Origin of the sequence: Sphingomonas longa (assembly GCF_016892685.1) — a bacterium.
Lineage (GTDB): Bacteria > Pseudomonadota > Alphaproteobacteria > Sphingomonadales > Sphingomonadaceae > Sphingomonas > Sphingomonas longa.
Window position 1 is genome coordinate 844431 of sequence record NZ_JAFEMC010000001.1, and the last position, 13232, is coordinate 857662.

Consider the following 13232-nt stretch of genomic DNA (forward strand, 5'->3'; position numbering starts at 1 on the left):
CGCCAGTCCGTTGCGCGTTCTGCGCCCGGGCGGTTCGCGGCGAAGTGTAGGCAGCCTCTCCATCGCCTCCACTTCCTCCACTTCGCGTCTCGAAAGGACCGCATGAGCCGTAAGCCAGTCCCCGCCCAATCGGGTGAGCGTGCCCGTGTCGAGGTGATGTTCGATCGCCCCCAGGCGCTGGCGCAACTGTTCGGACAATATGACCAGAACCTCGTCGCGCTGGAAAACCGGCTGGGCGTCTACATCACCGCGCGCGGCAACCGCGTCGGGCTGGAGGGGACTGCCGAACAGGTCGCCATCGCCCGCGACGTGTTGCAGGACCTGTATCAGCGGATCGCCCGCGGCGAGCAGATCGACACCGGCCTCGTCGACGCGTCGATCGCGATGGTCGCCGAACCGACGCTGGCCGGCATCGTGTCGGCCGAGCGCACCGGTGGGCCCGGCATCATGATCCGCACGCGCAAGAAGACGATCGTGCCGCGCACCCCGGCACAGGCGCATTACATGCGCGATCTCGTCGGCAACGACATGATCTTCGCGCTCGGGCCGGCGGGCACCGGCAAGACCTATCTGGCGGTCGCGCAGGCGGTGGCGCAGCTCATCACGGGCTCCGTTCAACGGCTGATCCTGTCGCGCCCGGCGGTGGAGGCAGGCGAGCGGCTCGGCTTCCTGCCCGGCGACATGAAGGAAAAGGTCGATCCCTATCTGCGTCCACTCTACGACGCGCTCTACGACTGCCTCCCTGCCGAACAGGTCGAACGCCGCATCGCATCGGGGGAGATCGAGATCGCACCGATCGCCTTCATGCGCGGACGTACGCTCGGCGACGCGTTCGTGATCCTCGACGAGGCGCAGAACACCACCCCCGCACAGATGAAGATGTTCCTGACCCGCTTCGGCCAGAACAGCCGGATGGTGATCTGCGGCGATCCCAATCAGGTCGATATCCCCGGCGGGCCTGCCGCCAGCGGCCTCGGCGATGCCGTCCGCCGGCTCGAAGGCCTCGAAGGGATCGCCATGAGCCGCTTCACCGCCGCCGACGTCGTCCGCCACCCCATCGTCGGCCGCATCGTCGAGGCGTATGAGGGGGCCGGTTGACGGTCGGGATATCCCGTCTTAACTTGAGGATATCCAAGGAGGACGCATGGGCGCGCTGTACGTGAAGGATGACGATGCGCGGGTTATGGCCGAGAAGCTCGCCGATCGCCGCGGCCTGACCAAGGTGGCTGCGGTCAAACTCGCGTTGGCGAACGAACTGGCGCGGGACGAGCCGAAGCAATCCTTGCACGATATCGTCGCGGAACTGCGCCGCACGTCGAAGTTGCGAATCGACCCAGACGTTGTGATCGACAAGGCGTTCTACGACTCGCTGAACGATGAGGACGACGATTGACCATCTTCGTCGATGCTTCGGCGATCGTCGCCATCGTTCGGGGCGAGCCCGGATCGGATGACATCGAGTCGACGCTCGGCGCGCACGTGGACCGGCGCACCAGCGGGGTGGCGATGTGGGAAGCGGCACGCGCCCTTGGCCGGGAGAGCGATGAGGGTACGGAGGGCGGCTTGTTCGAAGTTACACGCTTCTGCACCGCTCTGGGGATCACGACCGTGCCGATCGGTTCTGCGGAGACGGCAGAAGCCGTGATTGCGCATCGGCGTTACGGCAAAGGCCATCATCCCGCCCGCCTGAACATGGGCGATTGCTTCGCCTACGCCTGCGCCCGGACGAACAACGCGCGCCTGCTCTACAAAGGCGATGATTTCTCCCATACGGACCTCGCATGATCCAGATCGAACTCTCCCGCGAAGATCCCTGGCCCGAGGGCGAGTGGGAGGCGATCGCGCGGCGCGCGGCGGAGGCGGCGATCGGGCGGACGCCGAAGGGGCCGCTGCTGACGACGGAGGCGCTGGTGGAGATCAGCGTCCGGCTGACCACCGATGACGAAGTGCACGCGCTCAACAAGCAGTATCGCGGCAAGGACAAGCCGACCAACGTCCTGTCCTTCCCGATGGTGCAGCCCGATCTGCTCGATACCGTCAGCCAGAACTCCGACGATGGCGAGCTGCTGCTCGGCGATATCGTGCTCGCCTACGGCGTTTGCGCGGCGGAGGCGGCGGAGCGCGGCATATCGACCGCGGATCACGCCACGCATTTGCTGGTTCATGGCACGCTGCACCTGCTAGGCTATGACCACATGACCGACGACGAGGCGGAATCGATGGAGGAGATCGAGCGACAGGCGCTCGCCTCCCTCGGCATCGCCGACCCCTATCTGATACGCGAGGACTGACTTGGCCGACGATCGAAGTAGCACCGCCGATAGCGACAGTATCTGGCGGGGTTTGAAATCGTTCATCTTCGGACAGGACACCGAGGAACGGCTGCGCGATCAGCTCGAAGACGCGATCGATCGTCACGAGGACGATCCCGCTCCCGATGCCAAGGGCGACCTTTCGCCGCTGGAACGGCAGATGGTCCGCAACCTGCTGCATTTCGGCGAGCGCGATGCCGGCGATGTCGGCGTGCCCCGCGCCGACATCGTCGCGGTCGAGGAGAAGACCAGCTTCGATAACCTCGTCCAGATCTTCGCGGAGGCCGGGCACAGCCGCCTGCCCGTCTATCGCGAAAAGCTGGATACGATCGTCGGCATGATCCACGTCAAGGACGTGTTCCGCATTCTCGCAACCGGCGCACCGCACCCCGCCGACCTGTCGGGCCTGATCCGCGAGCCGCTCTACGTCCCCATGTCGCGCGGGACGCTCGACGTCCTGGCCGACATGCGTCAGCGCCGCGTCCATCTGGCGATCGTGCTCGACGAATATTCGGGCACCGAGGGCCTGATAACGATCGAGGATCTGATCGAGGAGATCGTCGGCGAGATCGAGGACGAGCACGACGAGGCGCCAGAGGCGCTCCTGATCCCGCTCGACGGAGGCGCATGGGATGCCGACGCGCGGGTCGAGTTGGAGGATGTCGGCACCGCCGTCGATCCGCGGCTGGCGGAGACCGAGGACGATGTCGACACGCTCGGCGGCCTCGCCGCAGTGCTCGCCGGGCGCGTGCCGCAGGTCGGCGAATGCGTCGATCACCCGTCGGGTTGGAAGCTGGAGGTGACCGATTCCGACGAGCGCCGCGTCAACCGCCTGCGCCTGCACCCGCCCGTCGAGCCCGAGCCAGCCGAGGCTGACTGATCGCTTTTCCCACTATAGATCGCCGAGCCACTGGAGCAGATCAGTGACGAGAGCGACGAGGAGTTCCTCGGTACCGATCGCCACACGCACGAGCAGCGCTGGACCGCGTCACGCACCGATCTGGTGTTCGGCTCCAACTCCCAGCTGCGCGCGCTGTCGGAAGTCTATGCGGCGTCCGATGCAGGCGAGATGTTCGTGTCGCACTTCGTCAAGGCGTGGACGAAGGTGATGAACGCCGATCGGTACGACCTGACGGTGTAATCATCCCAAATCGTCCCCGCTCGCGGGGAGGTGGCGCGCCGAAGGCGTGACGGAGGGGCAGCCACGGGCGACAGCGCCCGTGGCTGCCCCTTCCCACATTTGGCACGAAGAAGAGGACCGAGTCCGGCCGTTGCGGCAAACGACCACACCTCCTAGGTTCACACCATGCTCAAACACGTCCTGCGCGTCCTCGCGATCGTCGTCGTCATCGTCATCGGAGTGGTGGTGTATCTCGCCTGGCCCGATACCGCGAAGCTGTCGGTCGCGCAGGTCGCCGGCGCGCGGCCCGACATCACCGCCCCGCGCGTCCAGACGCTGCCGACCGTCGGGGTCGCCGACGTCGTCGGCTGGCAGGGCAACCGCAAGCCGGTCGCGGCGCAGGGCCTCCAGGTCGCCGCCTTCGCCAGCGGCCTCGACCACCCCCGCTGGCTCTATCGCCTGCCCAATGGCGACGTGCTGGTCGCCGAGACCAATTCGCCCAAGCGCGAGGGTGGTGGCATCCAGGGCTGGGTGATGGGGCTGCTGATGAGCAAGGCCGGCGCCGGTGTGCCCTCGGCGAACCGCATCACCCTGCTGCGCGATGCCGATGGCGACGGCGTGGCAGAGGTGAAGACCGCTTTCATGACGGGGTTGAACTCGCCGTTCGGCATGGCGCTGATGGATGGCCAACTCTACATCGGCAATACTGACGCGCTGGTCCGCGTGCCATACAAGGACGGCCAGACCACGATCACTGCCACGCCGGAGACGATCGTCAAGCTCAATCCCGGCGGCAATCACTGGGCGCGCAACGTCATCGCGGCGGCGGACGGCAAGACGCTCTACGTCTCGGTCGGCTCCGCCAGCAACATCGCCGAAGGCGGCATGGCTGCGGAAAAATACCGCGCCAACATCCTTCAGGTCTGGCCGGACAAGCAGTGGCGCGTGTTCGGCGCGGGCATCCGCAACGCCAACGGCATGGCGATCAACCCCGTCACCAAGCAGCTCTGGACCGTCGTCAACGAGCGCGACATGCTCGGCTCCGACCTCGCGCCCGATTACCTGACGCAGGTGGAATTCGGCGACCATTTCGGCTGGCCCTGGTATTATTGGGGCGGCTATCCGGATACCCGCGTCGAACCGAAGAACCCCTCGCTTCAGGAATATAGCAAGCGCCCGGACTATGCGCTGGGGCCGCACGTCGCGGCGCTCGGCCTGACCTTCTCCACCGACACCAAGCTGGGCGATCGCTGGGCCTCTGGGGCGTTCGTCGGCGAGCATGGCTCGTGGAACCGCAAGCCGGTGTCGGGGTACAAGGTCGTGTACGTCCCGTTCGCCGCCAACGGCTACCCCGCGCCGGGCGCGAAGCCGGTCGAAGTGCTGACCGGCTTCCTCGACAAGGACGGCAAGGCGCAGGGCCGCCCGGTCGGCGTCATCACCGACAAGGCGGGCGCGCTGCTGGTGGCGGACGATGTCGGCAACCGCATCTGGCGGGTCAGCGCACCGACTGCGACCGCGGCGCGCTGACGGGGCTGGCGTGCGTGGCGATCGATCGCCACGCCGCCTCCGCTACTTCAACAGCTTGGGTGCTTCCTTCTCGATCGCCGCCTTCACCTGACTGGCGAACAGCCCTAGGAACGCGGGCAGGTCGACCACCGCGTGCACCTTGTCGGCGAACACCGTCGCCGTGGAGGCGATCGTCTGGCCCATTGCGGATACGGTGAAATGCATCGTGTCGCCCTCCCAACGGTGCTGGACCAGTCCGCCTCCGGGGATCTTCTCGGTGATCCGCTGAATGCCGCCGTCGAGCCGCTGGCGCACCGCCTCCTTGCCGAGCGAATGGGGAATATCGAGTGCGATCGGGGTGCCCATCACTTAATCCTTGGCAAACAGCATGGCGTCGTCCGCGAACGCCTTGAACTCCAGTGCGTTGCCGCTGGGGTCGCGAAAGAACATCGTCGATTGCTCGCCCGCCTGGCCCGCGAACCGTGTGTAGGGCGCGATCCCGAAGCGCACGCCCGCCGCCTTCACCCGGTCGGCCAGCGCGCGCCAGTCGGTGGGGGTCAGCACGACGCCGAAATGCGGCACCGGCACCGCGTGCCCGTCGACCGCATTCTCGACCGCGACCGGCTGCGCCGCGGGATCGAGATGCGCGACGATTTGGTGACCGAACAGGTCGAAGTCGATCCAGTGATCGCTCGACCGCCCTTCGGTACAGCCGAGGACACCGGCATAGAAGGCGCGCGCGGCGGCGAGATCGTGGACCGGAAAGGCGAGGTGGAACGGGCGTAGTGTCATGGCCGCGTGATACACCAGCCGATCGCGCGCGTCAGCCCCGCACGACGCGCACCCCGCAACCCCTTGTTAGGCAGGCGGTGCCGGGCCAAGTGGCGCGCGTGACCTTCCTCCGATCCCCTGCCGTCCTGTCGCTGCTGCTCGGCGCTGCCGCCGCCTGCGGGTTCGCGCCGCTCGAACTATGGCCGCTCGCGCTCGCCTGCTTCGCGGCATGGCTGGTGCTGGTGCACGGGGCACCGACATTCCGGGCGGCGCTGTGGCGTGGCTGGCTGTTCGGGCTCGGGCATTTCACCGTCAACAACAACTGGTTCCAGCACGCGTTCGACTTTCAGGACGCGATGCCGCCGGTACTGGGCTATTTCGCCGCGGTCGGACTGGCCTTGTATCTGGCCGTCTATCCGATGGTGGCCGCGGGCATCGCATGGCGATTCCGGCGCGAGCGACCGGACGCTGCGTTCGTCCTGATCTTCGCGGCGGCGTGGATCGCGACGGAATATCTGCGCGCAGTTCTGTTCACTGGCTATGCGTGGGACCCGCTTGCGGTGATGTGGGTGCCGGTGCAGGCGGTCGCGAGCGTGTCGGCGTGGGTCGGCACCTACGCACTGTCGGGGCTGACGATCGCCTTCGCGGGCGCGTTGGCGCTGCTGGTGCGACGCCGCTCGTGGTGGGGCGTGGTCGCGCTGGCGGTGCCGCTCGCGCTGCAACCCCTCTCCTATCGCGAGACACCGTCAACGGCAGGCCCGCGCGTGCGCGTCGTGCAGCCCAACATCGGCCAGCAGGATCGCAACGAGAATGATGGCGAGCGCGTGTTCCGCGCCCTCGCCACCCTGTCGGGCGAGCCCGGCGCTGCCCCGCGCCTGATCGTCTGGCCCGAAGGCGTGCTGCGCGACCTGATCGAGGACGATTATCCTTCGTGGATCTACACCAACGATCCGGCGCAGCTTCGGCGACGGATCGCGGCGTTGCTGGGGCCGCGCGACGTGCTGATGACCGGCGGCATCGCGCTATCCTTCGACGATCGGGACCGCATCGCCACCGCGGCAAATTCGGTATTCGCGATCGACAGCGATGCGCGCCTGATCGGCCGCTACGACAAGGCGCATTTGGTGCCGTATGGCGAGTATCTGCCGCTGCCGTGGCTGCTCCGTCCACTGGGGCTGGCGCGCCTGGTGCCGGGAGACATCGACTTCACGCCCGGCCCCGGGCCGCGCGCGATGGACTGGCCCGGCTTCGGCCCGGTCGGCGTGCAGGTCTGTTACGAGATCATCTTTTCCGGCGAAGTCGTCGACAAGTCGAAGCGGCCGAAACTGCTGTTCAACCCGTCGACCGACGCGTGGTTCGGGAAATGGGGCCCGCCGCAGCATCTGGCGCAGGCACGGATGCGCGCGATCGAGGAGGGTCTGCCGATCGTCCGCTCGACCCCGACCGGTATCTCCGCCGTCATCGCGGCGGATGGCGCACTGCTGGCGACGGTTCCGCATGAACGGGCGGGCGCGATCGAGGTGGCAGTTCCTGCCGCCCTGCCGCCGACGCTGTTTTCCCGGATCGGGAACGTCATGGCCGCGATCGTTGCCGTGATGCTGGGCGTGGCCGCGATTGCCATCCGTCGCAGGGGGCGGTAGGGACCGTCATATAAAGCTATCTTTATATCGTTATGAGGCACTCGATGCGCAGCTCGTTCATCTTCACGTCCGAATCGGTTTCCGAGGGTCACCCCGACAAGGTTGCAGACCAGATCAGCGATTCGATCGTCGACCTGTTCCTGTCGAAGGACCCCGAGGCGCGCGTCGCGTGCGAAACGCTGACCACCACGCAGCTCGTCGTGCTGGCGGGTGAAATCCGCGGCAAGGGCATCATGGACGCCGACGGCAACTGGGCCGAGGGCGTGCAGGACGAGATCGAGAAGACCGTCCGCGATACCGTCAAGCGGATCGGCTACGAGCAGTCGGGCTTCCATTGGCAGACCTTCCGCTTCGAGAACAACCTCCACCCGCAGTCCGCGCACATCGCGATGGGCGTGGACGAAAGCGGCAACAAGGACGAGGGTGCCGGTGATCAGGGCATCATGTTCGGCTACGCCACCGACGAGACTCCGGGCCTGATGCCCGCGACGCTCTATTACAGCCACAAGATCCTCGAGAAGATGGCCGCCGATCGCCACTCGGGTGCCGCGCCCTTCCTGGAGCCGGACGCCAAGAGCCAGGTGACGCTGCAGTACGAGAACGAGCTGCCCGTCCGCGCCACCGCGCTGGTCGTCTCGACGCAGCATAGCGCCGACCTGTCGAACGACGCCGGTCAGGCGAAGCTGCGCGACTACGTCAAGGGCGTGTTCGCCGAGATCCTGCCCGAGGGCTGGCTGCCGGCCGAAGACAAGATCTACGTCAACCCGACCGGCCTGTTCGAGATTGGCGGTCCCGACGGCGACGCCGGGGTCACCGGTCGCAAGATCATCGTCGACACGTACGGCGGCGCGGCGCCGCACGGCGGCGGTGCGTTCAGCGGCAAGGACCCGACGAAGGTCGATCGTTCGGCCGCCTATGTCGCGCGCTATCTCGCGAAGAACGTCGTTGCCGCCGGGCTCGCGCGCCGCTGCACGATCCAGCTCAGCTACGCGATCGGCATCGCCGAGCCGCTTTCGGTCTATGTCGACCTGCATGGCACCGGCACCGTCGAGGAAGCCGCGCTGGAAACCGCGCTGCCCAAGCTCGTTCGCCTGACGCCGAAGGGCATCCGCGAGCATCTGAAGCTGAACGCCCCGATCTATTCGAAGACGGCGGCCTATGGCCACTTCGGTCGCGATCCCGAGGGCGACCTGTTCACGTGGGAAAAGACCGACCTCGTCGACGCGCTCAAGGCGGCGGTCGCCGCCTAAGTCATCGAACGCTGCGTCGGCCCTAGACACGATCAAGGGCCTTCCCGGCAGCGGGGAGGCCCTTTTTCTTGCCATCCGACCACCCGCATGGCTGTCTCCTTCGGCCGATCGAACGCCCCTCGACAACGACACAGCCACCGGTCTTCCGACCGGTGGCTGTGTCGTTGGTTCGCCCGCTCCACGAAACGGCTGTCCTACACGGTCCGACCGCTATATCTTAGGCGATCGATACCGCTCCTTGAACCGTCCGCCATGACTCGCACGTGCCGATTCAAGCGGCGCAGAAAAGCCGCATTGGACTAACCTTAGCCTAACCTTCCGACCTCAGGCCGCCACCGCCAGCTTGCGGGCACCCGGCAACAGCGCGTCCTCATACTCGCTTTCCGCCAGCGCGATCAGGGCGCGGTCGTCGTGTTTCCACGGATGGAAGCCCGGCAGGAAATAGCTGAACCAGACGCCGGCGACCTTGCGGGCCATGCCGGGGCGGCCGAACGCGTACCAGAACAGCCGCCACCAGACCTTCGGTCCGGTCAGGCCATCCTGCCGCAGCAATTCCAGCATGCCCTTGCGACGGCCCTGGAAGAAACGCTGCGTCGTGAGCAGCATGACGATCGACTTGACCTTCCACCGCTTGAACCGGGTCCAGTCCTTCGTCGCGTGCATCCAGGTGTCGTAGGCGACGCCCTTGTGCTCGATCTCCTCCGCCGCGTGCCAGCGCCACAGGCCGGCCGCCTGCGCGTCGCCGCCCCTCAGATGCGCGGGGTTGGCGATCAGCTCGTGCGCCAGCATCGCGGTGAAATGCTCCAGCGCCATCGTCGCCGCCAGATTGGCGATCAGCGGCCGCCCCTTGGTCAGCGCCAGCGCCTCGTCGACATGCCGCTCCAGCAGCGACACGTCATAGCCCTGATCGACGACATGGCGGTTGAACGCGACATGCTCGCGGCTGTGGATCACCTCCTGCTTCACGAAGGACTGGATCTCGCCCGCCAGCTTCGGCGAGGCACCCTCGCGAAACGCGCGCACACTCTCGACGAAGAACGCCTCACCCTTGGGGAAGGTCACGGACAGCGCGTTGTAGAACGCGGTCGCGATCGGATCGTCGTTCAACCAATAGCGCTTCATCACATGGCCGCGCCCGAACCGCACGTCGCGCGGCGTGATCGTCAGGTCCGCGGGCGTGATCGCCGCGCGCAAGTTTGCCTTTGCCACGAAACTCTCCAAAGATGGGGTTCGACCTCTACTTACATGAATGTAAATAAAGCACCCTCCCGATCATGTCAATCGCCCCCTTCCCGCGCCGGCGGTTGAGCCCCGACGAATCGCGCAGCGTCGCGCTGGATGCCGCACGTGCGCTGCTGATCGAAACCGGCCCACAGTCGGTGACGCTGAAGGCAGTTGCGGGGCGTGTCGGTCGCACGCACGCCAATCTGTTGCACCATTTCGGGTCCGCCGCAGGACTTCAGAAGGCGCTGGCGGAGCGCATGGCGGCGGACATTACCGCAACGATTGGCGAGGCGGTGCTTGCCGCCCGCGCCCGCCAGCGCGACCCGCGCGCGATCGTCGACCTGACCTTCGACGCGTTCGACAAGGAGGGGGCGGGCGCACTGGCAAGCTGGATGATCCTGTCGGGCAACCGGGACGCGCTCGACCCGATCCTGATCGCGATCCACCGGCTCGTCGATCAACTGGGTCAGGCGACCGGCATCGGCACCCGCCCGATCGCGGAGGAGACGCTGCAACTGGTGCTGCTGGCGCTCGGCGATGCGCTGCTCGGCCAGCCGATGGCGGACGCGCTGGGCCTGCCGCGTACCCGTGCCCGGGAATTGGCGCTGGCGGCCTTGCTCGGCTCCGAAGCCGCACGGGATGACGAAAGCGTGCAACCCGCGTAAGGGCGGCGGATGCATTTTCTCGATCAGGCCAAGATCTTCGTCCGTTCCGGCGCGGGTGGTCCCGGCGCCGTCAGCTTCCGGCGCGAAAAGTTCATCGAATATGGTGGTCCCGACGGCGGCAACGGCGGCAAGGGCGGCGACATCGTGTTCGAGGCCGTCGCCGGCCTGAACACGCTCATCGATTTCCGTTACACCCAGCATTTCCGGGCTCCTCGCGGTAGTGGCGGCAGCGGCAGCAATCGCACGGGTGGCGGCGGCGACGATCTCGTCATCAAGGTCCCGGTCGGTACGCAGGTGCTGTCCGAGGACCGCGAGGAGGTGCTGCTCGACTTCACCAAGGTCGGTCAGCGCGAGGTGTTCTTCCGCGGTGGCGACGGCGGCCGCGGCAACGCCAGCTACAAGACATCGACCAATCGCACCCCGCGCCAGCACGGCACCGGCTGGCCCTCGCAGGAAGCGTATGTCTGGCTGCGGCTGAAGCTGCTGGCCGATGTCGGTCTCGTCGGGCTGCCCAATGCGGGCAAGTCGACCTTCATCAACGCCGTGACCAACGCGCAGGCGAAAGTCGCGGAATACGCCTTCACCACGACACGCCCTCAATTGGGCGTAGTCCGCCACAAGCAGCGCGAGTTCGTCGTCGCGGACATTCCCGGCCTGATCGAAGGCGCGGCGGACGGGGCGGGCATCGGCGACCGTTTCCTGGGGCATATCGAGCGGTGCCGCGTGCTGCTGCACCTCGTCGACGCCAACGACACCGATGTCGCCGAAAGCTACCGCATCGTCCGCGAGGAGCTGGAAGCTTACGGGGCGGGGCTGGCCGAAAAGCCGGTCGTCATCGGACTGAACAAGATCGACATGCTCGACGACGAACTGATCGACGTGATGTCGAAGGAACTGGCGGACGCCAGCGGCGCGGACGTCATCCCGCTGTCGGGCGCCAGCGGCGTCGGGGTCGACTGGGTGCTCGATCAGTTGCTCGAAGCCGTCGGTCCCGCCGCCGACTCGCCGGTGTCGGACGACGGCGAGGAAGACGCGGTGGAGTGGTCGCCGATCTGATCGATCAGGCGGCCAGCCGGAATTCCTGTTCCGGCTGCGCCACGATCACCGGTGCCGCGGCGACGACCTTGCCGCGCTTGCGGGTCGGAAAGATCAGGCGCGAGGCGAGGACGATCACGCCGAGCGCTGCGTAGGTCGAGAGCACCGCCAGCGGCGCCCAGATCAGCGGTGCCGCGAAGGCGAGGCGCAACCACAGCGGGTTGAAGCCGAAGTCCTCGGCGATGCAGCCGCACACGCCGAACAGGTTCTTCCACTCGGTGTCGGGCAGGGCGGCGGGGAGATCGGTCATCGGTCTGGCTCCTGTCGGTGTGTTACCGGACGCTTCGCAGGAGCCGTGCCAATTTGCAGGACTGGCGGAAAAGCGGGCCTTTGCTTCTCGCGCCCCTCCATCTCGCTCCATCTCAGCGCCAAGTGTCCGCAACTTGCGCCGCGCGATTGGCGCATTTCGCCAAGGCCTTTCGGGCGATTGGCGGATCGTCGGGCGGGCGATAAGACGGGTACATGCCGCTCTTCCCGCCCACCACGTGCCAGCGCCTGATCATCAAGGTCGGCTCGGCGCTGCTCGTCGATCCAGACGGCTCAGTGCGGCGCGACTGGCTGGCGACGTTGGTCGCCGATGTCGCCGAGCGTGAAGCTGCCGGGCAGCAGGTCGCGATCGTCTCGTCCGGCGCGATCGCGCTCGGGGCACGGCGGCTGGGGTTGAGCAAGGGTGGTCGCGCCAGCCTGGAGGATGCGCAGGCCGCCGCCGCCACTGGGCAAATCGCGCTGGCACAGGTCTGGGCGGATTTGCTCGGCAATCACGGGCTGACCGCCGCGCAGATGCTGGTGACGCTCGGCGATCTGGAGGACCGTCGCCGTTACCTGAATGCTGCGGCGACGCTCGGACGGCTGCTCGGGCTGAACGTGGTGCCCGTCGTCAACGAGAATGACAGCGTCGCGACCGAGGAAATCCGGTTCGGCGACAATGACCGGCTCGCCGCCCGCGTCGCGCAGGCTGCGGCGGCGCAGGGCGTCGTGCTGCTGTCGGATGTCGACGGGCTCTACGACGCTAACCCACAGTCGAATCCGGCCGCCCGTCACGTGCCCCGCGTCGAGCGGATCGAGGATGTCGCGGGTATGGCCGATGCCGGTTCCGGCTCCGGCATGGGATCGGGCGGCATGATATCGAAGATCGCCGCGGCCCGCATCGCCACCGCTGCCGGTATTCCGCTCGCGATCGCGTCGGGCCGGGTCGATCGCCCGCTGTCGGGCGAGCGCCGCCACACGCTGTTCGCTGCCGAGCGGAGCGCGTCCGCCCGCAAGGCCTGGCTGGCGGGTGGCCTGACCGCGGCCGGCACGATCCGCATCGACGCCGGGGCCGGCACGGCACTAGCGGGCGGCGGCAGCCTGCTGGCGGCGGGTGCGGTCGCGGTGGAGGGCGCGTTCGCGCGCGGTGACCTCGTCACGATCGCCGGGCCGGCGGGTCCGCTGGCGCGCGGGCTGTCGGAGTACGACGCCGCCGATGCGCGCCGGCTGCTCGGTCGTCGCAGCGAGGATCATGCGGCGATCCTGGGCTATGCACCGCGGGCGGCGCTGGTGCATCGCAGCCATCTGGCGATGTTGTGAAACGAGTGCCGGCCTTGAGGCAGTCTGCCGGGTGGTGGCCGGAGATCAGTGCGCCCTTAACGTTTCGTCCGAAGCGAGTTAGG

At 67.1% G+C, this 13232-nt stretch carries 15 protein-coding genes and 1 pseudogene; 12 read left to right on the forward strand and 4 right to left on the reverse strand.

Annotated features, from left to right (window positions below):
* The first annotated feature begins 102 nt into the window (after nt 1–102).
* The 7 genes and pseudogenes from ILT43_RS04065 to ILT43_RS04095 all read left to right on the forward strand — a co-directional run bounded on the left by ILT43_RS04065 (nt 103) and on the right by ILT43_RS04095 (nt 4959).
* Nucleotides 103–1098: a PhoH family protein gene (locus ILT43_RS04065; protein WP_204195065.1), complete on the forward strand. Its 996-nt coding sequence runs from the start codon at nt 103–105 to the stop codon at nt 1096–1098.
* A gap of 46 nt (nt 1099–1144) precedes the next feature.
* Nucleotides 1145–1393 (forward strand): type II toxin-antitoxin system VapB family antitoxin, encoded by a 249-nt coding sequence (locus ILT43_RS04070; RefSeq protein WP_204195066.1) that lies wholly within the window; start codon nt 1145–1147, stop codon nt 1391–1393.
* Entirely contained in the window at nt 1390–1785 is a 396-nt protein-coding gene (locus ILT43_RS04075) for a type II toxin-antitoxin system VapC family toxin (RefSeq protein WP_204195067.1), read from the forward strand. Before ILT43_RS04070 ends, ILT43_RS04075 begins: the two co-directional genes overlap by 4 nt.
* Complete coding sequence (gene ybeY / locus ILT43_RS04080; protein ID WP_204195068.1) at nt 1782–2291, forward strand: rRNA maturation RNase YbeY; 510 nt, start codon at nt 1782–1784, stop codon at nt 2289–2291. The genes ILT43_RS04075 and ybeY overlap by 4 nt, the downstream gene beginning before the upstream one ends.
* Before the next feature lies 1 nt (nt 2292).
* On the forward strand, nt 2293–3192 hold the full coding sequence (locus ILT43_RS04085; protein WP_239473869.1) for a hemolysin family protein: 900 nt from the start codon (nt 2293–2295) through the stop codon (nt 3190–3192).
* 33 nt (nt 3193–3225) lie between these two features.
* Nucleotides 3226–3453, forward strand: a pseudogene (locus ILT43_RS19440) (catalase/peroxidase HPI); the annotation flags it as partial.
* 165 nt (nt 3454–3618) lie between these two features.
* Complete coding sequence (locus ILT43_RS04095; RefSeq protein WP_204195071.1) at nt 3619–4959, forward strand: PQQ-dependent sugar dehydrogenase; 1341 nt, start codon at nt 3619–3621, stop codon at nt 4957–4959.
* A 42-nt stretch (nt 4960–5001) separates the two neighbouring features.
* On the opposite strand, the gene ILT43_RS04100 is transcribed toward ILT43_RS04095, so the two are convergent.
* Nucleotides 5002–5304, reverse strand: coding sequence for a polyhydroxyalkanoic acid system family protein (locus ILT43_RS04100; protein ID WP_204195072.1), 303 nt, complete (start codon nt 5302–5304; stop codon nt 5002–5004).
* A 3-nt stretch (nt 5305–5307) separates the two neighbouring features.
* Entirely contained in the window at nt 5308–5730 is a 423-nt protein-coding gene (locus ILT43_RS04105; RefSeq protein WP_204195073.1) for a VOC family protein, read from the reverse strand.
* 98 nt (nt 5731–5828) lie between these two features.
* Here ILT43_RS04105 and lnt point away from each other — a divergent pair, with 98 nt between their 5' ends.
* Both lnt and metK read left to right on the forward strand, forming a co-directional pair.
* Entirely contained in the window at nt 5829–7349 is a 1521-nt protein-coding gene (gene lnt, locus ILT43_RS04110; protein ID WP_204195074.1) for an apolipoprotein N-acyltransferase, read from the forward strand.
* A gap of 44 nt (nt 7350–7393) precedes the next feature.
* Nucleotides 7394–8599: a methionine adenosyltransferase gene (metK, locus tag ILT43_RS04115; RefSeq protein ID WP_204195075.1), complete on the forward strand. Its 1206-nt coding sequence runs from the start codon at nt 7394–7396 to the stop codon at nt 8597–8599.
* 324 nt (nt 8600–8923) lie between these two features.
* Here metK and ILT43_RS04120 read toward each other — a convergent pair whose 3' ends face one another.
* Nucleotides 8924–9820 (reverse strand): metal-dependent hydrolase, encoded by an 897-nt coding sequence (locus tag ILT43_RS04120; RefSeq protein ID WP_425530283.1) that lies wholly within the window; start codon nt 9818–9820, stop codon nt 8924–8926.
* Between the two features lie 53 nt (nt 9821–9873).
* Here ILT43_RS04120 and ILT43_RS04125 point away from each other — a divergent pair, with 53 nt between their 5' ends.
* Both ILT43_RS04125 and obgE read left to right on the forward strand, forming a co-directional pair.
* Nucleotides 9874–10488, forward strand: a complete 615-nt coding sequence (locus ILT43_RS04125; protein WP_204195077.1) for a TetR/AcrR family transcriptional regulator — start codon at nt 9874–9876, stop codon at nt 10486–10488.
* 9 nt (nt 10489–10497) lie between these two features.
* Nucleotides 10498–11544: a GTPase ObgE gene (gene obgE / locus ILT43_RS04130; RefSeq protein ID WP_204195078.1), complete on the forward strand. Its 1047-nt coding sequence runs from the start codon at nt 10498–10500 to the stop codon at nt 11542–11544.
* Between the two features lie 4 nt (nt 11545–11548).
* Here obgE and ILT43_RS04135 read toward each other — a convergent pair whose 3' ends face one another.
* Complete coding sequence (locus tag ILT43_RS04135) at nt 11549–11833, reverse strand: PspC domain-containing protein (RefSeq protein WP_204195079.1); 285 nt, start codon at nt 11831–11833, stop codon at nt 11549–11551.
* 212 nt (nt 11834–12045) lie between these two features.
* On the opposite strand from ILT43_RS04135, the gene proB reads away from it, so the two are divergent.
* Nucleotides 12046–13149 (forward strand): glutamate 5-kinase, encoded by a 1104-nt coding sequence (gene proB, locus ILT43_RS04140; RefSeq protein ID WP_204195080.1) that lies wholly within the window; start codon nt 12046–12048, stop codon nt 13147–13149.
* Nucleotides 13150–13232 lie beyond the last annotated feature (83 nt).

Coding starts and splice junctions, on each gene's coding strand:
- ILT43_RS04065 (WP_204195065.1), top strand. CDS start 103: ATGAGCCGTAAGCCAGTCCCCGCCCAATCGGGTGAGCGTGCCCGTGTC.
- ILT43_RS04070 (WP_204195066.1), top strand. CDS start 1,145: ATGGGCGCGCTGTACGTGAAGGATGACGATGCGCGGGTTATGGCCGAG.
- ybeY (WP_204195068.1), top strand. CDS start 1,782: ATGATCCAGATCGAACTCTCCCGCGAAGATCCCTGGCCCGAGGGCGAG.
- ILT43_RS04095 (WP_204195071.1), top strand. CDS start 3,619: ATGCTCAAACACGTCCTGCGCGTCCTCGCGATCGTCGTCGTCATCGTC.
- ILT43_RS04100 (WP_204195072.1), bottom strand. CDS start 5,304: ATGGGCACCCCGATCGCACTCGATATTCCCCATTCGCTCGGCAAGGAG.
- ILT43_RS04105 (WP_204195073.1), bottom strand. CDS start 5,730: ATGACACTACGCCCGTTCCACCTCGCCTTTCCGGTCCACGATCTCGCC.
- metK (WP_204195075.1), top strand. CDS start 7,394: ATGCGCAGCTCGTTCATCTTCACGTCCGAATCGGTTTCCGAGGGTCAC.
- ILT43_RS04125 (WP_204195077.1), top strand. CDS start 9,874: ATGTCAATCGCCCCCTTCCCGCGCCGGCGGTTGAGCCCCGACGAATCG.
- obgE (WP_204195078.1), top strand. CDS start 10,498: ATGCATTTTCTCGATCAGGCCAAGATCTTCGTCCGTTCCGGCGCGGGT.
- ILT43_RS04135 (WP_204195079.1), bottom strand. CDS start 11,833: ATGACCGATCTCCCCGCCGCCCTGCCCGACACCGAGTGGAAGAACCTG.
- proB (WP_204195080.1), top strand. CDS start 12,046: ATGCCGCTCTTCCCGCCCACCACGTGCCAGCGCCTGATCATCAAGGTC.